The following is a 24,953-nucleotide window of genomic DNA, read 5'->3' as shown; positions in this document are numbered from 1 at the left end:
CGTCACGTGCGGCTGCGGGCATCCCGCAGCATGTCGACGTGAGGAACATCGCATGACCGATCTCGATGCCAAGAGCCCGTTGACCGTGCGCACGGTCTGGATTTCGGACCTGCACCTGGGCACCCCCGGGCTGCCAGGCCGCCGCACTGCTCGACTTCCCGCGGTATGTCGAATGCGAGACGCTCTATCTCGTTGGCGACATCATCGACGGCTGGCAGCTGCGCCGCAGCTGGTACTGGCCGCAATCGTCGACACGGCCCAGGCGCGCGTGGCGACCGAATTCGACGTGGTGCGCGGCACCGCGGCCTGAGACCCTGAAGCAGCGCTGCCGCATTCCCGATCAGACCAGCGTCAGCCGGGCCTCGCCGATACCGTCGAACACCGCGCGCACTTCCGATCGCCCTTCGACCCAGACCATGCCGCACCAGGAGCCGGTGGTCAGCACGCTGCCTTCGGCCAGGCGGCCGCGGCGCGCCACCGCATGCGACAGCCACTGCGGCGCGAACCAGAGCGGGTCGCCCGCCGCGTGGCTGCCGGTCCACTGGCCGGCAGGCTGGCCGTCGATCTCCAGCCGGGCGACCTGTTGCGACCAGTCGATCTCGCGCATCGGCACCCAATCGCCGATCACCAGCGCGCCGTTGCACTGCACGTCGGCCTGGCGCAGCCCCGAGGCTGCCGACTCGGCACCGGCCCAGCGGAAATCGACCAGTTCGATCGACACCGCCACGGCGTCCAGGAAAGCCGCCGGATCGTGCGCGGTCCGCAGGGCCAAGTCGGCCGCTTCCACGTCACGGGCCAGGCGGAAGGCGACCTCGATCTCGATGCCACGGCGATGGAAATCGTCCGCACGGAACGGGCCCGGCGCCGGCCGCACCCAGGGCGCGGGCAGGCGGGCGAAACTGGCGACCGAGCCTGGGCCGGCGCCGCCGCCTTTCCAGAAACTCGGTTCGGTGGCCGGCGTATCCCAACCCATGGCGGCGGAAACGCGTTCCTGGATGTTGTAGATGTCGTCGGCGGGAAGCGCGATATCGGCCCAGAGACTGTCGTCGGCCTGGTGGCCGGAACGGCGCGCCTCGACGAGAGCGGCGGCGATTTTGGCGTTGACGTTGGATGACAAGGTTGAAACCCCTAAGGGAAAGTCTGCGGAAAACGCCCGAGAGTCTGCCCGAAATGACCTTGCCGCGTGAACGCGCTAAAATCGGAGGCTTTTCGAAAATCGACTGCCCCGCTGTTCGGACCGGGTCCGCAATGGTTCACAGGGCTTGCCGCGCCCTGCGGCCAACCAGCCAGACAACCTTATGAAAATCGCTCAAGAAATCCGCGCCGGCAACGTGATCATGCATGGCAAGGATCCGATGGTCGTGCTCAAGACCGAATACAGCCGCGGTGGTCGCAATTCCGCCACCGTGCGCATGAAGCTCAAGAGCCTCATCGCCAACTTCAACACCGAAGTGGTGTTCAAGGCCGACGACAAGATGGACCAGATCGTGCTCGACAAGAAGGAGTGCACCTACTCCTACTTCGCCGACCCGATGTATGTCTGCATGGACACCGAGTTCAACCAATACGAAGTCGAAGCCGAGAACATGGGCGACGCGTTGAACTACCTCGAAGACGGCATGACCGTCGAAGTGGTGTTCTACGACGGCAAGGCCATCTCGGTCGAACTGCCGACCAGCATCGAGCGCGAAATCACCTGGACCGAACCCGCTGTCAAGGGCGACACGTCCGGCAAGGTGCTCAAGCCCGCCAAGATCTCCACCGGCTTCGAGATCCCGGTTCCGCTGTTCGTCGCGCAAGGCGACCGCATCGAAATCGACACCCGCACCGGCGAGTACCGCAAGCGCGTCTAAGGTTCCCCAGGTCTCCAAGACCTTTCGCGGCGGCGGTCATATCGGTCCTCTCCAGTTCGACTGATAGACTTTCCGCCGCATGCGCCGCCTCCTCATCGTCTTCCTGATGTTCCTGCTGCCGCTCCAATGGAGCTGGGCAGCCGCGGCCACCGTCTGCCAGCACGAGCGCACCGGTTCGCACTTCGGGCACCACGAACATCGGCATGTGGCAGCCACCGACCTGCACGCGGCCGACCAGCAGGTCGACGCCGACGACCAGGCCGGAGCCGACACCAAGACCGCGCACCCGTCGCCCGGCACCCATCCCGACTGCCACGCCTGTCACGGCCTCGGTTCGGGCTATCCCTCTTCCTATGCCGCGCCCGGTCACACCTGGGTCGCCGGCCAGCAGTCGACGGCCTACAGCCATCACCTGCCCGAGCCTCCGCTCGAATCCTTCCTGCGCCCGCCGCTTCCCCTCGTCGCCTGACCGGCCGACGAGCGACTCCCGAACACGCCCCGCGGGGCGATTCCTCTCGTCGGTATTCCTCCACGGCGCGTGCCTTCGCGCGCCACGACGACGAGAGATTTCATGCCTACCAAGCCCTGGGTTCGCCCCGGCATCCTCGCTGCGGTCCTGTGGATCGCCGCCAACGCTGGCCATGCGCAAACGGCCGTCGCGCTGGAGCATCCGCTCAAGCGCGGCCTGGCCGCCGCCTGGGAACGCCAGCCCGAACAACGCTCCACCGAACTGCGGCGTGACGCCGTCGACGCGGCCCGGCGGGCCGCCCAGCGCTGGACACCCGGCGCGCCCACGCTCGACCTGGTCGGCCGCAGCGACCGCGCCAACGGCAACGCCGGCGCCCGTGAATACGACGCCGCCGTCTCGGTGCCGCTCTGGCTACCCCATGAACGCGGCAGCACGCAAGCGGTCGCCCAGGCCGATGGCGATGCCCTGGAAGCACGGCTCGGCGCCACACGCCTGTCGCTGGCCGAACTGCTGCGCGGCGCCTACTGGAACCAGGCCCGTGCCGTCCAGGAAGTCGAGCTCGCGCAGGAACGCCTGCGCAATGCGCGGGGACTCGCCAGCGACGTAAGCCGCCGGGTGAACGCCGGCGACCTGGCCCGGGCCGATGCCCACCAAGCCGACGGCATCGTCGCGGCCGCCGAAGCCGCGGTAGCCGAAGCCGGCGCCAACGCCGCACGCGCCACCCGCCGTTGGTTCACCCTCACCGGCCTGCAGCCGACCAATGGCGACGACTCGCCGACCGAAGTCATGCCGGCATCGGACCAGCCATCGCCCGAGCACCCCGCCCTGCTCGAACTCGCCACGCGCGCCGAGTCGGCCCGACGCCAGCGCGAGCTGGCCGGTGTGCAGCAATGGGCGAATCCGGAGGTGTCGATTGGCGCGGTGCGCGAACGCGGCGTCGCCGGCGAGCGCTACGAGCGCACCGCCGTCGTCGCGCTGCGCATTCCCATCGGCAAGTCGTACGCGAGCGAGGCCCGCATCACATCGGCCAGCGCCGATCAGCTCGAAGCCGAAACCTGGCTCGCGCTGCAGACCCAGCGCATCGCGTCCGAAGCCGCTTCCGCGCGCGACGCGGTACGCGCTCTCGAGGTGTCGGTGGATGCCGCCGACCGGCGCGCACGCCTGGCCCGCGAGGCGCGTGGCTTCTTCGAAAAATCCTTCCGCCTCGGCGAAACCGACCTGCCGACCCGGCTGCGGATCGAACTCGAATCCTATGAGGCCGAACGCCAGGCCTCGCGCACCCGGCTCGAACGCGCCGCCGCCATCTCCTCGCTGCGCCAGGCCCTGGGCCTGCTGCCCGAATGAAAGACATCCCCATGACCACGAAACGCTTTCTGCTGTGGCTATCGCTGGCCGCGCTGTTCTGCCCGTCGGCACAAGCCGACGCCGGCCACGACCACGGTGCCGCCCCGGCCGCCGTCAGCGGCCCGGCCCTGCCCCGCTTCACCGCCATGTCCGACCAGTTCGAGATGGTCGGCATCGTCGATGACCGCAGCCTCACGCTCTACCTCGACCGTTTCGCCGACAACACGCCGGCCTCTGGCGCGAAGGTGGATCTGGAAATAGCCGGCGCGAAGGTGCCGCTGCAGGAAAGCCAGCCGGGCGAATTCCACGGCATGCTGGCTTCGGCCCTGCCGACCGGCACCAGCGCGGTGACCGCCACGGTGGTCGACCGCGCCGACACCGACATCCTCGCCGCCGACCTGGTGCGGCAAGCCGACACACACGGCGCCTCCGCCACCGGCCGTTCCTGGAAGCGCCCGCTGCTGTGGGTCGCCGCCGGACTGGCATCGGCCGCCGTGGCGTTCGCCTTCATTCGCCGCGCTGCCCTGTCGCGCCGCTCGCGTATCGGAGGTGCCGCATGATCGCCCGTCTTCTCGTCACGCTCTGCCTCGCCGCCGCCACGCCCGCCATCGCCATCGCCGGCCCCGGCCATGACCATGGCGATGCCCCGCCGCCGGCAGCCGCCAACAGCCCCGGCCGCCAGCCCGATGGCAGCGTCTTCCTGCCCAAGCCCACCCAGCGCCAGCTGAGCGTGCGCACCCAGGTTACGCAAGCCAGCCAGCTGGCCCGCACCGTCGAGTTGACCGGCCGGGTCGTCATGGACCCGAATGCCGGAGGCAAGGTGCAGCCTACCGTCGGCGGCCGCCTCGAAGCCACGGGCCGGGGACTGCCGTCCATCGGCCAGGCCGTGCGCAAGGGTGAAGTGCTGGCCTATGTGATGCCCTCGGCGACCGCCATCGAGCGCTCCAACCAGAACGCGCAGCTCGGCGAGTTTCGCGCGGCGCGACTGCTGGCCGAAAAACGCCTGGCCCGCCTGCGCGAGCTCGCCGACACGATCCCGCGCAAGGAGATCGAGGCGGTGGAGGCCGAGGTGCAGAGCCTGCGGGCGCGCTCCGACGCCATCGGCACCGGCCTGACGCAGCGCGAAGCGCTGGTCGCGCCGGTGTCGGGCGTGGTGGCGTCGAGCTTCGCGGTCGCCGGTCAGGTGCTCGACGCGCGCGAGCTGGTCTACGAGATCGTGGACCCGGCGCGCCTGTCGGTGGAGGCGCTGGCTTTTGACGCGGCGGTCGGCGCCGATATCGAATCGGCATCGCTGGCGGTCGGCCCGCAACGCGTGCCGCTGCAGTTCGTGGGCGCGGCGCGCACCCTGCGCGAGCAGGCGCTGCCGCTGTTCTTTCGGGTGCAGGGCGAAGGCGCGCGGCAGCTCGCGGTCGGCCAGCCGGTGCAGGTCTTCGTGCGGTCGCGCGCCCGGCTCGACGCCATCGCCGTGCCCGCCGCCGCGCTGATGAAGAACCCGTCGAACCAGAACATCGTCTGGGTGAAGACGGCGCCCGAGCGCTTCGAGCCTCGCGTGGTCACCACCGAGCCGCTCGACGGTGTGTCGGTAGCGATCACCTCGGGCCTGGTGGCCGGCGAGCGTGTCGCCGTGCAGGGCGCGGCCCTGATCAATCAGGTCCGCTGAGGAGTCCGCATGTTCAAGTGGCTCCTGCAATCCAGCCTGGCCAACCGGCTGCTGGTACTGGTCGCGGCCGTGACCCTGATGGGTTATGGCGCGTGGACGCTGTCGCGCACGCCGGTCGATGTCTTTCCCGACCTCAACCGCCCCACCGTGACGCTGATGACCGAGGCCGGCGGCATGGCCTCCGAAGAGGTCGAACTGCTCATCACCTTTCCGCTCGAGACCACCATGAACGGCCTGCCCGGCGTGCAGGGCGTGCGGTCGGTGTCCTCGGCGGGCCTGTCCTTCATCTACGTCACCTTCGACTGGGACACCGACATCTTCCGCGCGCGGCAGATGGTGTCGGAGCGGCTGTCGTCGATGGAAGGCACCATTCCTGCCGGCATCGTGCCGCGCATGGGACCGATCAGCTCGATCATGGGCGAGATCCTGCAGATCGCGATTCCGATGGACACGCAGAGGATCTCGCCGATGGCGGTGCGCGAGTACGCCGACTGGGTGCTGCGTCCACGCCTGATGGCGGTGCCGGGCGTGGCGCAGGTGATTCCGATCGGCGGTGAGGTGCGGCAGTTCCAGGTGCAGCCCAACACCGCGCGCATGGCCGAGCTCGGCATTTCGCAGGAGCAGCTCGAAGCCGCGCTGCGCGGCTATTCGTCCAACACCTCGGGCGGATTCCTGGAGCTCAACGGGCGCGAATACCTGATTCGCAACCTCGGCCGCACCTCCGCGCTCGACGACCTGAAAAACCTCGCGCTCACCGCGCGCAGTGGCCAACCGATCCTGCTGCGGCAGATCGCCGAGGTGCTGTTCGCGCCTGCGGTCAAGCGCGGCGACGCCGGCTTCGAGGGCAAACCGGCGGTCATCCTGGGCATCCAGAAACAGCCGACGGCCGACACCATCGCCCTGACCCGCTCGCTCGAAAGCGCGCTGACCGGCATGCGCTCGGGTTTGCCGGCCGGCATGGAGGCGCCACGGGTCACCTTTCGTCAGGCGAGCTTCATCGAGGCATCCATCGACAACCTGAAGTGGAAGCTGATCGGCGCCTCGGTCTTCGTCGCCGCCATCCTGTTCTTCTTTCTCGGCACGCTGCGGCCCACGGTCATCGCGCTCACCGCGATTCCGGTGTCCATCTTCATGACGGCGCTGGTCTTCAGGTACTTCGGGCTGAGCATCAACACCATGACGCTGGGCGGCCTGGCGATCGCCATCGGCGGGCTGGTCGACGACGCGGTGGTGGACGTGGAGAACATCCTGCGCCGCCTGAAGGAAGACCGGGCGCGCGAGCCCGCGGAGCGCAGCGGCCTCATCGCCCTGGTGACGAGCGCGTCGCTCGAAGTGCGCTCGGCCATCCTCTACGCCACGGTTATCATCGTGCTGGTGTTCGTGCCGCTGTTCGCGCTGCCCGGCATGGAAGGCCGGCTCTTCATACCGCTGGGCGTGGCCTTCATCGTGTCCACCCTCGCCAGCCTGCTCGTGTCGGTGACGGTGACGCCGGTGCTCGCCTATTACCTGCTGCCCACGATGAAGTCGCTGGACCACGGCGACACCCGGCTGCTGGCCTGGCTCAAGCGGCACTACGCCGCCGGGCTGCACCGGGTGCTGGCGCGGCCGGGTCCGGCGATCGCTGCCGGGGCCCTCGTGGCGCTGGCGGCCATCGCCTCGGTTCCGTTCTTTCCCACCACTTTCCTGCCGCCCTTCAACGAAGGCACGCTGCTGATCGGCATGCGCCTGAACCCGGGCGTGACGCTGACCGAATCGGCCGAACTGGCGCGCAAGGCCGAGGTGCTGATCCGACAGGTGCCGGAGGTGACGCACGTGGGGCGCCGCAGCGGGCGGGCCGAGCTCGACGAGCATGCCGAGGGCGTGCATGTGAGCGAGCTCGACGTGGGCCTGCAACCCTCGTCCGAACTCACACGATCGATGGGCGAGATCACCGGCGACATCCGCGCCCGGCTGGCCAGCCTGCCGGCCGCCATCTCGGTCGGGCAGCCGATCTCCCACCGCATCGACCACATGCTCTCGGGCGTGCGCGCGCAAATCGCGATCAAGCTCTTCGGCGAAGACCTCGACACCCTGCGCGGCCAGGCGGAATCGCTGCGCGCGCGGCTCGCGGCGATTCCGGGGCTCGCCGACCTGGAGGTGGAAAAGCAGGTGCTGGCGCCGCAGATCAAGATCCGTCTCGACTACGACGCCGCCGCCCGCTACGGCGTGCCCACCGCGCAGGTGCTGGCCACGCTGCAGAGCCTGATCGAGGGCGAGCGGGTGACGCAAATCGTCGAGGGCGCGCGGCGTTTCGCGCTGGTCGTGAAGCTGCCCGAGGACGCCCGCTCCATCGAGAGCCTGCAGCGTCTGCTGATCGAGACGCCTTCCGGACGCATACCGCTGTCGAAGATCGCCACGGTGGAGGAAAGCGACGGCCCCAACCAGATCAGCCGCGACGACGGCCGGCGGCGCATCGTGCTTTCGGCCAATGCGCAGGGGCGCGCCTTGTCGGAGGTGGTGGAAGACATCCGCCGCGTGGTCGACGAGAGCCGGCTGCCCGAGGGCTACTTCATCACCCTGGGCGGCCAGTTCCAGGCGCAGGAAGAAGCCTCGCGGCTGGTCGGCCTGCTGTCGCTGGTGTCGCTGTCGCTGATGTTCCTGGTGCTCTACAGCCGCTACCGGTCGGTGGGGCTGTCGCTGCTGATCATGGCCAACATTCCGCTGGCGCTCGTCGGCGCGGTGGCGGGCCTGTGGCTGGCCGGGCAGCCGCTGTCCATCGCCGCGCTGGTGGGCTTCATCACGCTGGGCGGCATCTCGGTGCGCAACGGCATCCTCAAGGTCAGCCACTACATCAACCTGATGCGCTTCGAGGGCGAGCGCTTCGACCGGCAAATGGTGGTGCGCGGGTCGCTGGAGCGCCTGGCGCCGGTGCTGATGACTGCGCTGGTCACCGCCTTCGCGCTGGCGCCGCTGCTGTTCGAGGCCGAGCAGCCGGGCACCGAGGTGCTGCATCCGGTGGCGGTGGTGATCTTCTTCGGACTGGTCAGCTCGACGCTGCTGGACACCTTTCTGACGCCCGCCCTGTTCTGGCGATTCGGCCGCCGACCGGCCCAGCGGCTGGCCGAATCAGCCGACGCCGAAGCCCTCTGATTTTCATTTCACCCCAGGGAGTTGTTCCATGAAACGTTTCGTTCTACTCGCCGCACTGGCTGCCGCCGTCGCCCTGCCCGCCCTGGCGCAAAAGGCTGAGCATCACCACCATCCGCGCCATGGCGGCGTGGTGGTGGAAGGCAAGGAGGCCGACTTCGAACTCGTCGCCCGCCCTGACGCGCTGCAGCTCTACCTGGCGGACCACGGCAAGTCGATCGACCTGACCGAGGCCGCCGCCAAGATCACCTTGCTGAGCGGCTCCGACAAGCAGGAGGTGGTCTTGCGCCCGGCCGGCGACAAGCTGGAAGCACAGGGCGCGTTCAAGGTCGGTGCCGGCACCAAGGCGGTGGCGGTGGTGACGCAAGGCGCGCGCACGCTGGGCACTGCCCGCTTCACGTTGAAATAGGCCGGTGACAGGCCCGGCTCGCTCGGCCGATTCGCCAAAGAAAAAGGCTCCCGAAGGAGCCTTGTTCGATGGGCGCACGGGCGTCGGTATCAACCGCGCAGCAGCGCCTTCAATGCGTTCTGCAGACGGCGTGCCGTGGCCGGATCGCTCGCGCCGCCCAGCACCTTGGCCGTGTCCTGGCCCCAGGTCTGCGCGGGCGTCGGATCGTTGCGGCGGGTGAGCAGCTGCAGTTGCAGCATGCGGCGTGCGTCCAGGTGCTCGGCCGGCGTGGGCACTTCGGCGGCCATTTCCAGCCGCAGCAGCGCTTCGGACGGTACTGCCGCCGGCGCGTTGCCCAGGGCTTGCGCCCAGGCACCACGCACCGTGGGGCTGACCTTGTTGCCCAGCGCCTGCGCGCCCGGCAGCTGGGCCGCGTCGCGCTGCTCCCAGGCGGTCATCAGCTGGGTGAGCGCCTCGCCGTGCGCCTGGGCGGCCAGCTTGCGCAGGGCTGCCTGGGCGTTCTCGATGGCATCGCGTTGCGCGCGGAAGGCGGCGTCGCCCAGGCGCGGACCACGGTCCTCGCGCGGTGCATCGCCGAAACGGCCCGGACGATCGCCACGGCCGCCGCGGTCGTCGCGTCCACCCGGACGGCCGCCATCGCGCGAGCCGAACTTGCCGCCGCGTGCAGCGGCCGCCGGCTCGGCGCGCTGGCCGCCCGGACGGTCGTCGGCGCGGCGCACCGCCACCACCGGCTTCGGGGCCGGCTTGGGTGCGGCGGCGACGGGTGCTTCGGCGCCTTCGGCCGGTGCGTCTGCCGAACCTGCTGCCGAACCCTCTGCCGGCGCTTCGGTCGAGCCATCCGCCGCAGCGGCATCGCCCGTCGGGGCGGCGGCCGCGGCCGGCGCGGCAGGTGCGGCGGCCGCTGCGGCCACGGCCGCCTGCTGGCCACGGATCGCCGCTTCCAGCGCCGTCATGGCCGCGCGGATCTGCTGGGCATCACCGCTGTCGTTGGCCGCGCGCAAGGCGTCGGAGGCCTGCAGCACGATGCGGTCGTGTTCGCTGACCGCGCCCTGCGCACGTTCGCGTTCGGCGCCCTTGCGCTGGAAGGCCTCGTCCAGCGGCTTGCGGAAGGCGTCCCACAGCTTCTGTTCCTGACGACGGTCCAGCGGCACCGCCTGGGCTTCCGCCTGCCAGCGTTGCTGCAGCGCACGCACCGCGTCCACCCGCAGCTGCGGTGCGGCCGACAGCGCCGTGGCTTCGTCGATGAGGGCCTGGCGGCGTTCATGGCTCTGCTTCTGCGCGGCCTCCAGCGGTGCGGCGGCAGCGGCGAAAGCCTGCTTCCACTGCGGCATGATTTCGGCGAAGGCCTTCTCGCTGAGATGGCCGGCATCGCGCCAGCGGTCGGCAAACTGGTGCAGGCCGCGCTGCAGCGCCTTGAGGTCGCCGCTTTCGGCCTGCGCCGCGCCCCAGGCCTTGAGTTCCTCGATCAGCGCGCCCCGCTGGGCACGGTGCTCGGCCGCATCGGCCTTGACCTTTTCGAGCCAGGTCTCGACGACCTTGTGCGCCTCGTTGCAGGCGTGATCGAAACGCTTCCACAGGGCGTGGTTGGCAGGGCCGGTCTGGTCGGTCTGCTTCCACTGCTCGCGCAGCGAGCGCAGGGTTTCCTGCATCTTGCGGCCACCCAACGCCTGGCCTTCGGGGCGATTGGTCAGGCCCTCGGCCTTGGCGACCAGTTCCTCGCGCAGCTGGTCGGAACGCCAGCGCGACCATCCTTCGAGCTCGCCGGCGGCCGTCAGCGCGGCATGCACCTGAGCTTCGAGGGCGTCGCCCACATGGCGGCCGTGTTCCTTGAGCACCGCACGCAGGGCGGCGGCGGCGCCGACGCTGGCCTTGCCGTGGCCTTCGGCGGTTTCTTTCTCGAGCTTGACCAGCGCTTCGCGCACGGCCGTCTCGGCCTTTTCGCGCACCGCCGGATCGGCGGCCGGACGCGGCGGCCGCTCGGCCTTGGCCGGAGCGCCTTCGCCAGCGGCGGGCGCCTGCGCGGCGACCGGCGTGCCGCCCCGGGCGACGGTGATCTCGTCGGCCCACACCGGCACCGGCGGCAGCGGCGCGTCGGCGCTCTCGGCGGCGGCGGTGGTCTGCGCCAGCGCGGCCTGGAAGGCGTCCCACACCACCAGCAGCTGCGCACGCGAGCTGTCGAGCAGCGGCGGAAAGCGCGCCTCCACGCTCGCCCAGCTGGCATCGCCGCTCAGGCCTTCGGCCTGCTGCTGCCAGTGCGCGACGTCGTTTCGCAGGGTGTCGATGGCCGCGGCGGCATCGCGCCAGGGCTTGGTGGAGAGCACGTCGATGCGTTGCGACAGCAGCACCGCCGCCTCGCGCTGCACCTGCACGCGATGCTGCAGGTCTTCGATGGTGCGGATGCGCTCGGCGAGTTGGGCCTTCAGGCCCGCCAGCGGCTCGCGGCTCAGCGGCGCGCCGGCCTTGGCGGCATCGCGCTGCCAGGCCATGGCGTCGGCGATGTTGAGCTTGGGCGCGGTGAGCATCGCCTGGGCTTTTTCTGCCCATTCGGCGGCGATGGCTTCCTGGCCCTTGGCGCGCTTGAGTTCGTCGAGGCGTTCGCGCAGTGCGCGGGCGGCGCCCTTGTCGCGCACGCTGAGTTCCTTGAAGACTTCCTGGATCTGCTCGGCGGCGGGATTGCCGGCGAGCCACTCGCGCACGCGGGCTGCGCGCTCGCCGGACGTGGGCGCGGAGAACGCGCCGCCGGTCAGGGCGTCGAGAGGATGCGCCTCGGTGTTCTTGGCCTGGGCCTGGTTCGCGTCGGATGCGTCGGACATGGTGATTCGAATGGGGAATAGGGGCTGGGAGCGGCAGTCGCGCCGACCGGTGCGCTACGCACCGGGGCGACGCCCCGCTCGGGTCGCAACGGGTTCGGGCCCGTTGCGCGGAACCGGCTATTTTCGCCGGGATTTGAAAGTCTATGGATGACGGTGTGAAACAGCGTGCTTGCGGATTAAAAAACGCAGGAAGCGGAAATCCCGTGACAAACGTCGAATAGATCTCAGCGCGCCGAGAGGCGCAGCCGCGCCTCGGGGGGCGCGGCGGCCTCGTCGCCCATGCGCGGCGAGCCCAGGAACACCCGGGCCGCGGGCACACCGTGGTCGGCCAGGTAATCGCGCACCGCCCCCGCCCGCTGCAGCGCCAGGCTGCGCACCGAGTCGTCGGTCACGTCGACCTGCTGGGCCAGCAGGCGCTCCATCTCGGCCAGCGGCACATCCTTCTGCATGCCGACGAAATTGCGCGGCTTGGGCATGTCGGTGGCTTCATAGACGCGGCGCAGCAAGGCCGGATATTCCGCATCGCTCAAGGCCACCTGCGATAGCGGCGGCGGCGATTGCGCGGGTGCGGTCGTGGTCATCGCCCGGCGTTTTTCGACGCGGGCCAGCTGGCGCAGCCGCTCGCGGCGGATGCCCTCGGTCTCGGCATCGGCACTGGCGGCGCCCGACACCGTGAGCTGCAGCGCCGGCCGGGCCACCAGCGCCTTGGCCACCGCGTCCAGCCCCTGGCGGGCGGAAGCGTCGAGCTCGGCGCTGCCGGCGGCGAACCTCACCGTCGATGTCTCCGATTGCCCCGGCCCGGAAAACAGCCCGGAGATCAGCGAGAACGGCGAGGTCACCGCCCGCGTCACCAGGTTGACCAGTGCTTTCATGATCACCGGCGCCAGGCTGAACTGCGGATCGTTGATCGATCCGCTGATCGGCAGGTTCAGGTCGATCACGCCGTTGCTGTCGGCCAGCAGCGCAGCGGCCAGGCGCACCGGCAGGCTGCTGCTGCCGCGCTCCTGCTCGTCGAAGGCGAGTTGGCGCAGCACCAGCGAGTTGTCGGCGCTGAGCTTGCCGTCGGGCTGGATGCGGTAGTGCACGTCCATGCTGAGCTTGCCGCGCTCGATGCCGTGGCCCATGTACTTCACCGAATACGGCGACAGCGCGGGCAGGTCGAGATCGTTCACCTTGGCCACGATGTCCACCGCCAGCGGATTGGCCAGCGGATTGAGCTTGCCGTCGATCGACAGCGAGGCCGTGCCCTCGGCCTTGCCGCGCAGATTGAGCGTGGCCATGGCCGGCTCGGCATACACCGCGCCGACCGAGTCGAAGGCGCCGAGCACGCCCTGCAGTTCGCTCAGCGACGCCGAATAGGAGGGCTTGATGAAGTTGTCGGTGAACAGCACCCGGCCGCCGGACAGGTGGATCTGACCGAAGTGCAGCTCGGGCGCTTGCGCCGGCGCGGGCTGAGGCGCGGCGGGCGACCTGGCTGACGCTCCAGCGGGCGCTGCAGCACGTGTGAGCTGGCGCAGATTGAGCTGGCCGTTCTCGGCGATGGACAAGCGCGCGAAGAAATCGGCCAGCGTGGTGTCGTACACGCCCCAGAACAGCGGCTTGCCCGGCGCGAGCTTGAGCGTCAGCTGATGCAATTGCAGCGTGCGCCAGGTGAACAGACTGTTGGCGCGACGCGTGCCCGGCGTCAGCACGCCGGCGCGGCGGGCTGCAGTGTTGGTGGCGTTGGTGGCCGTGCTCGCAACCGGCACCGGGCCGGGCGAATCCGGCGCGGCGCTGTCGATGCGGCCGTTTTCCACGCTGGCGTTGCCCTGGGCGCGCAGCTCGAGCCCGGCCGGCAGCAAGTCGGCGCGTACGTTGCCGGCAAAATCCATGTCGGCGCGCACGAGCTGCACCGCCAAGCCATCGCCGAAGTACGGCTCGACCGCCTGCAGCGGCAGGCGTTCGGCGTCGAGCCTGCCGTCGACGACCACCGGGCTCGGCGCCACGCTGCCGTTGAAGCGCAGACGGCCGGGTGCCGTCTCGCCTGCCGCCAAAGTGGTGTCGAGCTGCACCACGAAGCCACGCGCACCGGCCTCCACCGGCCAGGCCAGATCGGTGGCCTGCAGCTTCAGCGCCTGCAGGTCCAGCGCCACGGACCGACGCGGCACGGCGTCGCGCCAACCGATGCGGCCGGCCGTGAGGCTGAGCGCCTTGAGCGACGCGGTCCAGGGCGCGGCGGCGGTCGGAGAAGAAGAAGAAGAAGAAGAAGCCTTCGACGCCTTGGCGACGGGCGCCGCCCACCAGTCCTCGAACATCCAGCGGCCACGCGCATCCCGCGCCACCTGGGCCACCGGCGCGGCGATCTCCAGCCGCCCGGCCGACACGCTGCGCCGCGCCGTGTCGACCTTCAGATCGGACACCGCGACCCGCTGCACGCCGACCAGCGACCGCCCCGCCTGGCTCAACGCCAGACCCTCGACAGACACCGTCGGCGCCTGCGCCTGCACGCCTTCCGGCGACCAGCCGACGTCCATATCGCCCGCCGCCACACCCGCCAGCCGCGGCTGCAGGCGCACCGGCAGATAGGGACGCGCCCAGGCCAGTGGCAGCTTGCGCACGCCCACGCGCATCTGGCCGTCCTGCAGTCCGGCGGTACCCGACCATTCCAGCGTGGCCGTCGTCGCCGGAGTCGTCTTGTCACCGGCAATGCTCGCGCTGCCGCGCAAGGTGGCCGGCCGCACCATCGGCCAGGCGATGGCGCTGGCCTCGAGCCCGAACTTGTCGACGGTGATCGCCACCGGTTCGGCTGCGGCGGCGTCCTGCCAGCGCAGGCGACCGTCGCGGATCGCCAATTGGGCGAGTTCGACCTTCCAGGGCGCAGCGGGCGGCGCCGTGGACGGCGTGGACGCCGGTTTGGACGCCGCCGGCAGCAGATCGATGCGCCCGGCGGCATCGCGTCGGATGTCCAGGCGCGGGCCGACCAGCTCGATCCGGTCCAGCTTCACCGACCGGCGCAGCGGCGCGAGCTGGCCGATGGCGATTCGCAATTCCTGCGCACCGAAGACTTCACGGTCGTCCGCTGCGGCCAGCACCAGCTGCTCCAGCCGCAGGTCGCCTGATATATCCAGCAGCGCGTCGGCCGGCCGGGCCTGCTGGGCGAAACGCAGCGTCAGCCGCGCGTCCAGCTTGCCGCCGCGCGGGCTCGCGGGCAGGCTTGGCGGCAGGTAATCGCGCAGGCGCGCCAGCTCCAGCCCGTCCACCTGCAGAGTCACCTCGCCCTTGCGCATCTCGGCGAAGGGCTGCGCGGTGGCCTTGCTGTCGAAACGGCTGTCATCCAGATCGAACGAAAGCGTCGGTGCTACCTCGGTTTCGTCGCCGGGACGCAGGCTGCTGATGGTGGGCAGCGCCAATTGCAGGTTGCGCAGCGTGTGCAGCGCCTTCGCGCCGGACAGGGCACGGTCGTCGAAATCGGCGGAGCCGCCGTCGAGTTTCAGATCGTGCAGGGCGAAGCGGGCCGGCGCCGAAGCCGGCTCGGCCGGTTGGACCAGACGCTCGATCAGGTCGTCGATGTCGTAGCGCCCGCCCGCGAGCCGGGCCAGCCGCACGTGTGGCTTGTCGACGCGCAACTGTTCGATGACCGGCGCGCCCACCCACAAGGACGACAGCGCCGTGCGGAACTGCACGCGGTCGATGCGCAGCTGCGGCGCACTTTGGCCGGGCAGACCCGCCACCTGCAGCCCGTCGAGGGTGGTCTGCAGCTTCCAGGGCACGAAGCGCACGGCTTCCACCGTCACCGCACGGCCCAGCTTTTCGGTGCCTCGCGCCTCGATCTGCGATCGTGCAAGGGGCGGTATGCCGAACCAGGCCAGCGCGAGCAGGAAAAGGAGTGCGCCCAGGATCCACGCCGCAGCACGCAGGATCGAGCGGCAAGGTAGCCGGGAAGACAGAGACATAACCAAGCGTAACCACAAACGCCGAAATGAGAACAGTGCACAACGGCCCGGGCAGGCTATCGCCACCCCCTTCACGTCGGACAAACCCCGACTTAGGCTGTACACGAAGCCCGGGTTTTCGTTGTCGATCGACATCAATAGGCATAAGAAGTGAGGTTCATATGCTTGACCTGATATTTCGAGCCCCTAGAATCCGCCCCGCCCTCCCCTTCGGGAAGGCCTTACATCTCGCTGCCGTCCCGCACGGCACAGCCCGGCTCGCTGCCTCATCCGTCGCCCTGAACGTCAGGCGACCGCGCGAACCCGGCGGCTATCCGATCAAAACGAGGCACTCCATTCCTGCTCCGCGCCCCGGCTTCCCCGGGACTGCGCTTGGCTCGGTGGTCCCCGCGTAGAAAAGGAAAAACTGCGATGAACGCATTGGCAAAGACGATTTCAGGACTGCGAACGGTCGCATCCGACATCGCAGAAGGCTTTTTCGAAATCACCCACAACAGCTTCGCGCTGCTCGGCCTGTTCATGGTGCTGGCCGTGGCGATCCTCGGCGCGCGACCCGACCTGCGGGACGCCGGCGAAGACCATCTGCGCGGCTGGCTGCAGGAACGCCGCGTGGCGCTGCTCGGCATGCCGATCGAGCTCGACGCGGTCGAACGCGCCACCGCCGCCAACCCCAAGGAACTGCCCAAGGCGCAGGCCGCCGTCACCTACTGGCTCAGCCGCAAGTACAGCGTGGCGCCAGAGCCCATCGGCGCCCTGGTGGCCGAGGCCTTCGACCTCGGATCCAGGAACAAGCTCGACCCGACCATGATCCTGGCGGTGATGGCGGTGGAATCCAGCTTCAACCCGTTCGCGCAGAGCCCCATCGGCGCCCAGGGCCTGATGCAGGTCATGACCACGGTGCACAGCGACAAATACCAGAATTTCGGCGGCCACTTCGCAGCCTTCGACCCGGTGACCAACCTGCGCGTGGGCGTGCGGGTGCTGCAGGAATGCATCGGCCGCGCCGGCTCGCTCGAAGGCGGCCTGCGCTATTACGTCGGCGCTGCCAATATCGCGGACGGCGGCTATGTCGCCAAGGTGATGGCCGAGCACAACCGCCTGCTGCAGGTCGCCGCCGGCCGCGCGGTGCCCACCTTCACCCCGCCGCAGGCCGCGCCGGTGCCGGTCGTGGCCCCGGCCAAGATCATCGAAGCCGCCCCGGTGGCAGCGCCGGCCGCCGACAAGGTCGCGACGCTCGGCGCCTTCGACGTCGCCGTCTCGCACTGACCTCGCACCGGGGCGCCCGGCAGGCGAGGCGACGCTTTCGCGCGACGTGCCTGCCCGCCGGTTCCGGCGGGCTTTCTTTCGACGCTAAAATCCCGCTGGTACGCGACTGGCGATAGGCGCGGGTGGCCCGAACAGGGTCGCACCGCCGCTGACGTGGAATCCATGCGGGGCAGCAAGGCTCCGACAACCACTGGGGAGCGTACCGCGCGGAACTTCGGCCTCGTGGCCGGCGACCGTCGCGTTTCAGCCGTTCGCCTGGGCAGCCCTCGTTTCACACAGGGACTTTCATCGTCGAAGGACTGCCAAACCATGTACGACCGCTCCATCCTCGTCGAACAGACCGACCCCGAACTGTTCGCAGCCATCCAGGCCGAGAACCGTCGCCAGGAAGAACACATCGAACTCATCGCCAGCGAGAACTACGCTTCTCCCGCGGTGATGTGGGCGCAGGGCACCCAGCTCACCAATAAATACGCCGAGGGCTATCCCGGCAAGCGCTACTACGGCGGCTGCGAGTTCGTCGATGTCGCCGAGCAGCTGGCCATCGACCGCGTCAAGCAGATCTTCGGCGCCGATGCCGCCAACGTGCAGGCCCATTGCGGCGCCTCGGCCAACGAAGCCGTGTTCCTCGCCTTCCTGAAGCCCGGCGACACCATCATGGGCATGAGCCTGGCCGAAGGTGGCCACCTCACCCACGGCATGCCGCTCAACATGTCGGGCAAGTGGTTCAACGTGGTCTCTTACGGCCTCGACAAGAACGAAGCCATCGACTACGACGCCATGGAAGCCAAGGCCCGCGAGCACAAGCCCAAGCTCATCGTGGCCGGAGCCTCCGCCTACAGCCTGCACATCGACTTCGAGCGCTTCGCCAGGATCGCCAAGGAAGTCGGCGCGATCTTCATGGTCGACATGGCCCACTACGCCGGCCTGATCGCCGCAGGCGTCTACCCCAACCCGGTGCCGCACGCCGACATCGTCACCTCCACCACGCACAAGAGCCTACGCGGCCCGCGCGGCGGCATCATCCTGATGAAGGCCCAGCACGAAAAAGCCATCAACAGCGCGATCTTCCCCGGCCTGCAGGGTGGCCCGCTGATGCACGTCATCGCCGCCAAGGCGGTGGCCTTCAAGGAAGCCATGGCGCCCGAATTCAAGGCCTACCAGCAGCAGGTCGTGACCAACGCGCGCATCGTCGCCGAGACGCTGACCGCTCGCGGCCTGCGCATCGTCAGCGGCGGCACGCAGAGCCACGTCATGCTGGTCGACCTGCGCTCCAAGGGCATCACCGGCAAGGAAGCCGAGGCGGTGCTGGGCAGCGCGCACATGACCATCAACAAGAACGCGATCCCCAACGATCCCGAGAAGCCGATGGTCACCAGCGGCGTGCGCATCGGCACCCCGGCCATGACCACCCGCGGCTTCAAGGACGAGGAAGCACGCGCCACCGCCCACCTGGTCGCCGACGTGCTGGACAACCCGCGTGACGCGGCCAACATCGAGGCGGTCCGAGCCAAGGTGCATGCGCTGACCTCGCGCTTCCCGGTCTATAAGTAATGGACCCCCACGCTCCGCACTGCGTGTCGTCGCTGCGCCCCGCGGGGGCCGCGCCCGCCTTGGGGCGGCCCGGCGCCGGGCGGAGCCTTCCATTCGCGAACCGCGTCTGGATTTCCCCTCCTCGAAGCATTGCCGTCGCATGAAGTGCCCCTTCTGCGCCAACGCCGACACCCAGGTGATCGACACCCGGGTGGCCGAGGACGCCACCTTCATCAAGCGCCGGCGCCGCTGCGGCGCCTGCGACAAGCGCTTCACCACCTACGAGCGCCCCGACCTGAGCTTTCCGGTCATCGTCAAGAAAGACGGCCGGCGGGTGGACTTCAAGCCCGAGAAACTGCGCGCCTCCATGGACCTGGCCCTGCGCAAGCGGCCGGTCGGCATCGAGCAGGTCGACAGCGCGGTCGAGCGCATCGAGGAAACCCTGCTGACCACCGGCCTGCGCGAAATCGCCTCCAACCGACTGGGCGAACTGGTCATGCGCGAACTGCGGCGGCTCGACAAGGTCGCCTACGTGCGCTTTGCCAGCGTCTATCGCAGCTTCGAGGACATCGACGAGTTCAAGACCCTCGTCGACGAGGTCGTGCGGACCTGAGCGCGGCCCGGGCCTGATCGCGCGCACGCTTCTTGCGTCCGGAAACCGTTTCCCGTTCTCCGGCTCTGCGCTTTCCGATCCCGATGTTCCGCTCCGCTCCCCACACGCTTCTCAAACGCCTGTGGGCCCAGGATGCCGCCGTGATGAGCACACGGGTCGGCATCGTCCTCACCGCCATCATGGCGGCCTGCTGGCACTACGACCGCATCGACTGGGTCATGCCGATGTTCCTCGGCGTGATCGCCAGCGGCATCGGCGACACCGATGACGGCTGGCGCGGCCGGCTGCGTACCGTCGTCGCCACCCTCGTCTGCTTCGCCATGGCTTCAGCCATGGTTCATTGGCTGTTCGACCGCCACTGGGCCTTCGGTGTCGCGCTCTGCAGCGCCGCCTTCGTGCTCACCCTGCTCAGCGCCATCAGCGAACGCTGGCGCGCCACCGCCTGGGCCACGCTGGTGCTGTCGGTCTACAGCGCCACCGGCATGGAAGACATCGGCGACGGCCCGCGCTGGCTGCAGCCCGCGCTGCTGCTGGCGGGCGCGGCCGCCTACAGCGCCATCTCGGTCGCCTGGGCCTGGGCCTTCGCGCTGCACCCGGTGCGCCGGCGCATCGCGCAGGTCTACGACACCCTGGCTGAATACCTCTGGCTCAAGGCCGCGATGTTCGAGCCGATTCGCGGCGTGGACATGGAGCGGCGCCGCATTGCCCTGGCTCATCGCAACGTGGACGTGGTGCAGGCGCTCAACCTCGCCAAGGACGCGTTGCTGCGCCGCCTGCCGCCGATCGACCCGGCCACCGGCACGCCGCCGGACGAGGGCAACGAGGAAAGCCGGCTGCTGCTGGCCCAGTACTTCATCGCGCAGGACGTGCACGAGCGCGCGAGCTCCTCGCACGTGGCCTACGCCGAGCTGGCCGAAGCTTTCTTCCACAGCGACGTGATGTTTCGCTGCCAGCGCACCCTGGCGCTGCAGGGCAGCGTCTGCTCGGAGGTCGGCCAGGCGATCCGGCTGCGCCGCCAGCGGGCGGATGACGGCGCCAGCGCCCAGGCCCTGGCCGAGCTGCGCAGCGCGCTCGACCACCTGGGCAGCCAGGAACCGCGCGCCACCGACGTCACACCGCCACAGCGGCGCGCGCGCCAGCTCCGCTCGCTGCACGCGCTGCACGACAACTTGGCCGCGCTCGACCAGCAGCTCGCCGGCGCCGGCACGCCGCAGCCGGCGAGCCTCGGCGAAACCCTGTTCGACTCCACGCCGCGCACCCTGCGCGAAGCCTTCGCCAAGGTGCGCTCGCAATGTCGGCTGCAGGCCCCCGTGTTCCGCCACGCGGTACGGCTGGCGCTGGCTTTGGCGGCCAGCTTCGTGGTGCTCAGCATGCTGCACGCCGAGCACGGCTATTGGGTGCTGCTGACCACGCTCTTCGTCTGCCAGCCGAGTTACGGCGCCACCCGCCGCCGCGTGCTCGAGCGTGTCATCGGCACCTTCTGCGGCCTGGTCGCCGGCTGGGCGGTGTTGCGGCTGTTCCCCGACCTGCTGCTGGAGGCGGCTTTCGCGGTGGCCGCAGGCACCCTGTTCTTCGCCTTCAACAAGACCCGCTACGGCATCGCCACCTTCGCCGTGACCCTGGTGGTGCTGCTCGGCAACAACCAGACCGGCGACGGCGCCGCGCTGATCCTGCCGCGCATGATCGACACCCTGCTCGGCGCGGCCATCGCCTCCATCGCGGTCATCGGCATCCTGCCGGACTGGAAGGCGCGCCGCCTGCGCCCGGCCGCCGCCCTGGCGCTGACCACGGCCGCGCGCTACCTCCACGCCATCGGCAAGCAGATCGACACCGGCAAGCGCGACGACCTCGCCTACCGCGTGGCCCGCCGCAACGCGCACGACGCCGACGCCGCGCTGTCGACCGCCGTCTCGCACGTGCTGCAGGAGCCCGGCCTGGTGCGCGGCGGCATCGACGCGGGCATCCGCTTCCTGGTGCAGTCGCACACCCTGCTCAACTACCTGTCGGCCCTGGGCGCGCACCGTGGCGAAGGCGCCGATGCGCCCGGGCAGGCCTTGTTCGGGGAAGCGTCCACCGCGCTGATCGACCACCTCGATCGTTTCGCCGCCGCCTTGCGCGAGCAGGATGCGGCGCGCCTGTCGGAAGAAGCGGACCGGCAGGCCACCGTGCTGGCCGACGAGCTCGAAGCGCAGGGCGACGCCACCACCCTGGCGCAGCTCGCGCTGGTGAGCCGGCAGATTCCGCTGCTGGGCAAAGCGGTGCTGCGGCTGGTGGAGGTGCGGCCGCAAAAAAGCCCCTGAGAACGCGCTCGTCCGTTCAGGGGCCAGAGGGGCCGGCCTTGGCGACCGCCGCCGCAGCGGCTGGTCAGGTGAAGCTCAATTGCCGGGGATCAGCACGTGGTCGATCACGTGGATCACGCCGTTGGACTGATAGACGTTCGCGGTGGTGACGATCGCGGTCATGCCCTGGGCATCCACCAGTTCGATGTTGCTGCCGTTCATGCGTGCCTTCAGCGGAACGCCGGCCACGGTGGTGAGCGTGGCCGTACCGCCGCCCACCCGGATCGCCTGCGCCAGCGCGGCCGAGTCGATGCGGCCCGGCACCACGTGGTAGCTCAGCAGACGGGTCAACACAGGTTTGCCGACCGGCGTCATCAGGGTCGACACGGTGGTCTGCGGCAGCAGTCCGAATGCCGCATTCGTCGGCGCGAACACGGTGAACGGGCCCGGGCCCTTGAGCGTGTCGACCAGCCCGGCCTGCTTCACGGCAGCCACCAGCGTGGTGTGGTCCTTGGAGTTGGAGGCGTTCTCGATGATGTCGCGCGTCGGCAGCATGGGCGCGCCGCCGACCATCACGGATGGCATCGACGTGCCGCCGGCAGGCGATCCCGAACCGGACATGCCACCGGCACATGCGGACAACAGAGCGGCGACACCAGCGGCAAGAAGCAGTTTTTTCATAAGAAGATTTCCTCCGGAATGTGAAAGGGAGAGCGTCGGGCGAATGCCTCGCCCGACAGGACGCCAACCAGAAAAGCCGCGCTTCAGCGGCCGGCGGCGCCGGAGGTGGGCGGGGTCGCGTCGCCGCTGTTGCGCAGTCCGGCGCCCGGTGTGGTGTTGGGCGGCGTGGTCGTGGTCCGGGTAGAGCCAGGGTTCAGCGCATTACCGCTGGTGGTCATGCCGGTGCCGCTACTGGCCTTGTTCGACGACCCTTTGGGATGGGCCATCGGTGTCGTCGAGTCGGTGGCGTGCCCTTGCGCGTCCCGCGCGGCGGGCGAAGACAGTCCGGTGGACGCAGAGGTGGTGGTCTGCGCCATGGCCGACGAATGCGACGCGGCACCGATGGCCGCCGTAGCAATGGCGAGTGCCCAAGTCTTTTGGTTCATGAGGTCTCCTGGGAGTCAAACAGGCCGGAGAGGCCCGAAACCCACACGCTATGCATTGAGCAGCGGCCTTGGCGAAGGACACCTGCACGGCACCCTGTAGGAGTCGTGCCCCGATTCGTCCTCACCGTCCCTGAGCGCGCGCCCACCGCGTTTCCCCGCGACGCACAACGGCAGTTATGGCAAAAAAACGACAACGTTCAATATTAGAATGAAACAAATTCTCATTTGCGTTCTTTTCCTATAACCACGTCGCTCGCCATCATGTACGCCCTTCGTCAACCTTCCACGCCCTTCACCCCGCTCGCGGTCGCGGCGTTCCTGACCCTGGCGGCTGCCGGTGTGCAAGCCCAATCCGCGACACCGGCGGCCGCCGCGACAACCGCCGGCACTCTCCAGACAGTGACAGTCAATGCGTCGGCCGACGCGTCCGCCGAAGGCCTGACCAAACCCTACGCCGGTGGCCAGGTGGCGCGCGGTGGGCGTGTCGGCGTTCTGGGCAACCAGGACAACATGGACTCGCCCTTCGCCGTCACCAGCTTCACCAACGAACTGATCCAGAACCAGCAGGCCCGCAGCGTCGGCGACGTGCTGCAGAACGATCCTTCCATTCGCGTGGCGCGGGGCTTCGGCAACTTCCAGGAGTCCTATTTCATCCGCGGCTTCCTGCTGGGCTCCGACTTTGTCGCCTACAACGGTCTCTACAGCCTGCTGCCGCGCCAGTACATCTCTTCCGAACTTTTCGAGCGCGTCGAAGTGCTGCACGGCGCCAGCACCTTCCTGACCGGCATCACCCCCGGCGGCGACGGCATCGGCGGCACGGTCAACCTGCTGCCCAAGCGCGCCACCAACGAGCCCCTTTCGCAGGTCACGCTCGGTGGCGCCAAGGGTGGCCAGTTCTATGGAGCGGTCGATCTCTCGCGCCGCTTCGGCCCCGACAACAGCACCGGCATCCGCATCAACGCGGCCCACCGCGACGGCGGCACCGGCATCGACCGCGAGAAGGTCAAGCTCGACGTGGTGTCGGTCGGCCTCGACTGGCGCAGCGCCAACGCCCGCCTGTCGGCCGACATCGGCTACCAGGACCATCGCCTCAGCAACACCCGCACCAACGTCACGCTGTCGGGCTTGACCAGCGTGCCCGGTGCGCCGAACGCATCGCGCAACTGGGCGCAACCCGGCTCCTATTCCAACGAGCGCGACACCTTCGGCTCGCTGCGTGGCGAATACGACATCAACGACAAGGTCACCGCCTGGTTCGCCGCCGGCGCCCGCAATGGCACCGAAGCGAACTCGCTGGGCAACCTGATGGTCAACAACGCCAACGGCAACGGCACCACCTACCGCTTCGACAACACCGGCCAGGAACAGGTCCGCACCGGCGAGATCGGCATCCGCGCCAAGATCCAGACCGGCGTGGTCAAGCACAACCTGGTCGCCTCGGCCGCCTATTTCGGCTCCGAACGCAACAACGCCTACACCTTCGATTTCGGCAACCAGCAGACGACCAACCTCTACAACCCGGTGCTGACCACACTGCCGCCGTTCAGCGCCACCGCCGGCAGCGGCGGCGTGCTGTCCGACCCGGTTCGCACCAACAAGAAGGACCTCAGCAGCTTCGCCCTCGGCGATACCCTGGCCTTCCTGGACGACACCTTGCTGTTCACGGTGGGCGCGCGCTTCCAGCAGGTCACCACCTATGACTACGCCTACGGCACCGGCGTGCGTCAAGGCAAGTACGACGCCAACCGCACCAGCCCGGCCGCCGGTGTCGTCTTCAAGCTGCGCCCCGACGTCTCGCTCTATGCCAACTACATCGAGCAGTTGAGCCCAGGCGCCACCGCACCCGCCAACTCCAACGGCGTTCCGGTGAGCAATGCCGGCCAGACGCTGTCGCCCTACGTCGCCAAACAAAAGGAAGTCGGCGTGAAGTACGACGGCGGCAAGCTCGGCGCCAGCGCTGCCTTCTTCAGCACCGACCGCCCGCGCCAGGCCATCGTGCAGGGCACCACTTTCGCTTCTGTCGGCAAGGACAACCACCAGGGCGTGGAGCTTAACGCCTTCGGGGAACCGCTGCGCGGCCTGCGCATTCTCGGTGGCGTGACGCTGCTCGATACCGAGCAGAAGAACACCGGCGACGCCACGACCACCGGCAAACGCGTCATCGGCGTGCCGACCGCCCAAGGCGCTTTCAATGTCGAATACGACATCCCGTTCGTGCCGGGTCTCGCGGTCAACGCCCGCGTCACCGCCAACAAGAGCAGCTACGCCGATTCGGCCAACAACCTGCGCGTGCCCGGCTGGACCCGCATCGACGCCGGCGCCCGCTACACCACGGCCGTGCAGGGCAAGCTGGTCACCATCCGGGGCCGCGTCGACAACCTGGCCGACCGCAACTACTGGGCATCGGTCGGCGGTTACTCCGGTTCCGGCTATCTGGTACTGGGCGCCCCACGCACCTTCAGCCTGACCGCCAGCGTCGAGTTCTAAGCAACTGACCCCGGCTGACCTTCGCCCCGGTGGCGGCCCTTTCAGGGCAGCCACCGGGGCGCT

Annotated in this window: 17 protein-coding genes, 1 pseudogene and 1 riboswitch; of the genes and pseudogenes, 13 read left to right on the top strand and 5 right to left on the bottom strand. The window is 69.1% G+C overall.

The genetic code is table 11. The annotated features are described in order from the left end of the window. Nucleotides 1-52: 52 nt before the first annotated feature. A pseudogene (locus R9X41_RS05065) lies at nucleotides 53-248 on the top strand (UDP-2,3-diacylglucosamine diphosphatase); the annotation flags it as partial. Nucleotides 249-340: 92 nt separating this feature from the next. Here the strand turns inward: R9X41_RS05065 and R9X41_RS05060 are convergent. Then, nucleotides 341-1,117, bottom strand: a complete 777-nt coding sequence (locus R9X41_RS05060) for a fumarylacetoacetate hydrolase family protein (RefSeq protein ID WP_318633797.1) — start codon at nucleotides 1,115-1,117, stop codon at nucleotides 341-343. A 181-nt stretch (nucleotides 1,118-1,298) separates the two neighbouring features. On the opposite strand from R9X41_RS05060, the gene efp reads away from it, so the two are divergent. The 7 genes from efp (at nucleotide 1,299) to R9X41_RS05025 (ending at nucleotide 8,861) form a co-directional block, all read left to right on the top strand. After that, entirely contained in the window at nucleotides 1,299-1,853 is a 555-nt protein-coding gene (gene efp / locus R9X41_RS05055; protein ID WP_318633796.1) for an elongation factor P, read from the top strand. Between the two features lie 79 nt (nucleotides 1,854-1,932). Next, the gene (locus tag R9X41_RS05050; protein WP_318633795.1) at nucleotides 1,933-2,322 is read left to right on the top strand and encodes a hypothetical protein; all 390 of its coding nucleotides are present in this window, start codon (nucleotides 1,933-1,935) and stop codon (nucleotides 2,320-2,322) included. Nucleotides 2,323-2,424: 102 nt separating this feature from the next. Beyond that, the gene (locus R9X41_RS05045) at nucleotides 2,425-3,666 is read left to right on the top strand and encodes a TolC family protein (RefSeq protein WP_318633794.1); all 1,242 of its coding nucleotides are present in this window, start codon (nucleotides 2,425-2,427) and stop codon (nucleotides 3,664-3,666) included. Nucleotides 3,667-3,677: 11 nt separating this feature from the next. After that, nucleotides 3,678-4,226: a hypothetical protein gene (locus R9X41_RS05040; protein ID WP_318633793.1), complete on the top strand. Its 549-nt coding sequence runs from the start codon at nucleotides 3,678-3,680 to the stop codon at nucleotides 4,224-4,226. Next, nucleotides 4,223-5,326: an efflux RND transporter periplasmic adaptor subunit gene (locus R9X41_RS05035; RefSeq protein WP_318633792.1), complete on the top strand. Its 1,104-nt coding sequence runs from the start codon at nucleotides 4,223-4,225 to the stop codon at nucleotides 5,324-5,326. Before R9X41_RS05040 ends, R9X41_RS05035 begins: the two co-directional genes overlap by 4 nt. A gap of 9 nt (nucleotides 5,327-5,335) precedes the next feature. Beyond that, nucleotides 5,336-8,455, top strand: a complete 3,120-nt coding sequence (locus tag R9X41_RS05030) for an efflux RND transporter permease subunit (RefSeq protein ID WP_318633791.1) — start codon at nucleotides 5,336-5,338, stop codon at nucleotides 8,453-8,455. Nucleotides 8,456-8,483: 28 nt separating this feature from the next. Beyond that, entirely contained in the window at nucleotides 8,484-8,861 is a 378-nt protein-coding gene (locus R9X41_RS05025; RefSeq protein ID WP_318633790.1) for a hypothetical protein, read from the top strand. An 89-nt stretch (nucleotides 8,862-8,950) separates the two neighbouring features. On the opposite strand, the gene R9X41_RS05020 is transcribed toward R9X41_RS05025, so the two are convergent. Then, a complete protein-coding gene (locus R9X41_RS05020) occupies nucleotides 8,951-11,674 on the bottom strand; it encodes a DUF349 domain-containing protein (protein WP_318633789.1) in 2,724 nt (907 codons plus the stop codon). A gap of 224 nt (nucleotides 11,675-11,898) precedes the next feature. Beyond that, on the bottom strand, nucleotides 11,899-15,606 hold the full coding sequence (locus R9X41_RS05015; protein WP_318633788.1) for a DUF748 domain-containing protein: 3,708 nt from the start codon (nucleotides 15,604-15,606) through the stop codon (nucleotides 11,899-11,901). Nucleotides 15,607-16,017: 411 nt separating this feature from the next. Here R9X41_RS05015 and R9X41_RS05010 point away from each other — a divergent pair, with 411 nt between their 5' ends. The 4 genes from R9X41_RS05010 (at nucleotide 16,018) to yccS (ending at nucleotide 21,318) form a co-directional block, all read left to right on the top strand. Then, nucleotides 16,018-16,872, top strand: coding sequence for a transglycosylase SLT domain-containing protein (locus R9X41_RS05010; protein ID WP_318633787.1), 855 nt, complete (start codon nucleotides 16,018-16,020; stop codon nucleotides 16,870-16,872). Between the two features lie 92 nt (nucleotides 16,873-16,964). After that, nucleotides 16,965-17,140: riboswitch (ZMP/ZTP riboswitch) on the top strand. A 41-nt stretch (nucleotides 17,141-17,181) separates the two neighbouring features. Then, a complete protein-coding gene (gene glyA / locus R9X41_RS05005) occupies nucleotides 17,182-18,426 on the top strand; it encodes a serine hydroxymethyltransferase (protein WP_318633786.1) in 1,245 nt (414 codons plus the stop codon). Between the two features lie 139 nt (nucleotides 18,427-18,565). Then, on the top strand, nucleotides 18,566-19,018 hold the full coding sequence (gene nrdR / locus R9X41_RS05000) for a transcriptional regulator NrdR (protein ID WP_318633785.1): 453 nt from the start codon (nucleotides 18,566-18,568) through the stop codon (nucleotides 19,016-19,018). Between the two features lie 143 nt (nucleotides 19,019-19,161). After that, nucleotides 19,162-21,318: a YccS family putative transporter gene (yccS, locus tag R9X41_RS04995; RefSeq protein ID WP_318633784.1), complete on the top strand. Its 2,157-nt coding sequence runs from the start codon at nucleotides 19,162-19,164 to the stop codon at nucleotides 21,316-21,318. A 75-nt stretch (nucleotides 21,319-21,393) separates the two neighbouring features. On the opposite strand, the gene R9X41_RS04990 is transcribed toward yccS, so the two are convergent. Next, entirely contained in the window at nucleotides 21,394-21,978 is a 585-nt protein-coding gene (locus R9X41_RS04990) for a fasciclin domain-containing protein (RefSeq protein WP_412556662.1), read from the bottom strand. A gap of 83 nt (nucleotides 21,979-22,061) precedes the next feature. Continuing rightward, the gene (locus R9X41_RS04985) at nucleotides 22,062-22,403 is read right to left on the bottom strand and encodes a hypothetical protein (protein WP_318633783.1); all 342 of its coding nucleotides are present in this window, start codon (nucleotides 22,401-22,403) and stop codon (nucleotides 22,062-22,064) included. A gap of 261 nt (nucleotides 22,404-22,664) precedes the next feature. Between R9X41_RS04985 and R9X41_RS04980 the strand changes: the two genes are divergently transcribed. Beyond that, the gene (locus R9X41_RS04980) at nucleotides 22,665-24,890 is read left to right on the top strand and encodes a TonB-dependent receptor (RefSeq protein ID WP_318633782.1); all 2,226 of its coding nucleotides are present in this window, start codon (nucleotides 22,665-22,667) and stop codon (nucleotides 24,888-24,890) included. The last annotated feature ends 63 nt before the right edge of the window (nucleotides 24,891-24,953 follow it).

Source organism: Xylophilus sp. GOD-11R (genome assembly GCF_033546935.1).
Lineage (GTDB): Bacteria > Pseudomonadota > Gammaproteobacteria > Burkholderiales > Burkholderiaceae_C > Xylophilus.
The sequence above is the reverse complement of the archived record's forward strand: the minus strand, read 5'-3'. Positions and strand labels throughout refer to the sequence as shown.

What these genes read in the sequence shown, in the direction of transcription:
- efp (WP_318633796.1), top strand. Translation starts at nt 1,299, where the DNA reads ATGAAAATCGCTCAAGAAATCCGCGCCGGCAACGTGATCATGCATGGC.
- R9X41_RS05050 (WP_318633795.1), top strand. Translation starts at nt 1,933, where the DNA reads ATGCGCCGCCTCCTCATCGTCTTCCTGATGTTCCTGCTGCCGCTCCAA.
- R9X41_RS05045 (WP_318633794.1), top strand. Translation starts at nt 2,425, where the DNA reads ATGCCTACCAAGCCCTGGGTTCGCCCCGGCATCCTCGCTGCGGTCCTG.
- R9X41_RS05040 (WP_318633793.1), top strand. Translation starts at nt 3,678, where the DNA reads ATGACCACGAAACGCTTTCTGCTGTGGCTATCGCTGGCCGCGCTGTTC.
- R9X41_RS05035 (WP_318633792.1), top strand. Translation starts at nt 4,223, where the DNA reads ATGATCGCCCGTCTTCTCGTCACGCTCTGCCTCGCCGCCGCCACGCCC.
- R9X41_RS05030 (WP_318633791.1), top strand. Translation starts at nt 5,336, where the DNA reads ATGTTCAAGTGGCTCCTGCAATCCAGCCTGGCCAACCGGCTGCTGGTA.
- R9X41_RS05025 (WP_318633790.1), top strand. Translation starts at nt 8,484, where the DNA reads ATGAAACGTTTCGTTCTACTCGCCGCACTGGCTGCCGCCGTCGCCCTG.
- R9X41_RS05020 (WP_318633789.1), bottom strand. Translation starts at nt 11,674, where the DNA reads ATGTCCGACGCATCCGACGCGAACCAGGCCCAGGCCAAGAACACCGAG.
- R9X41_RS05015 (WP_318633788.1), bottom strand. Translation starts at nt 15,606, where the DNA reads ATGTCTCTGTCTTCCCGGCTACCTTGCCGCTCGATCCTGCGTGCTGCG.
- R9X41_RS05010 (WP_318633787.1), top strand. Translation starts at nt 16,018, where the DNA reads ATGAACGCATTGGCAAAGACGATTTCAGGACTGCGAACGGTCGCATCC.
- glyA (WP_318633786.1), top strand. Translation starts at nt 17,182, where the DNA reads ATGTACGACCGCTCCATCCTCGTCGAACAGACCGACCCCGAACTGTTC.
- nrdR (WP_318633785.1), top strand. Translation starts at nt 18,566, where the DNA reads ATGAAGTGCCCCTTCTGCGCCAACGCCGACACCCAGGTGATCGACACC.
- yccS (WP_318633784.1), top strand. Translation starts at nt 19,162, where the DNA reads ATGAGCACACGGGTCGGCATCGTCCTCACCGCCATCATGGCGGCCTGC.
- R9X41_RS04990 (WP_412556662.1), bottom strand. Translation starts at nt 21,978, where the DNA reads ATGAAAAAACTGCTTCTTGCCGCTGGTGTCGCCGCTCTGTTGTCCGCA.
- R9X41_RS04985 (WP_318633783.1), bottom strand. Translation starts at nt 22,403, where the DNA reads ATGAACCAAAAGACTTGGGCACTCGCCATTGCTACGGCGGCCATCGGT.
- R9X41_RS04980 (WP_318633782.1), top strand. Translation starts at nt 22,665, where the DNA reads ATGTACGCCCTTCGTCAACCTTCCACGCCCTTCACCCCGCTCGCGGTC.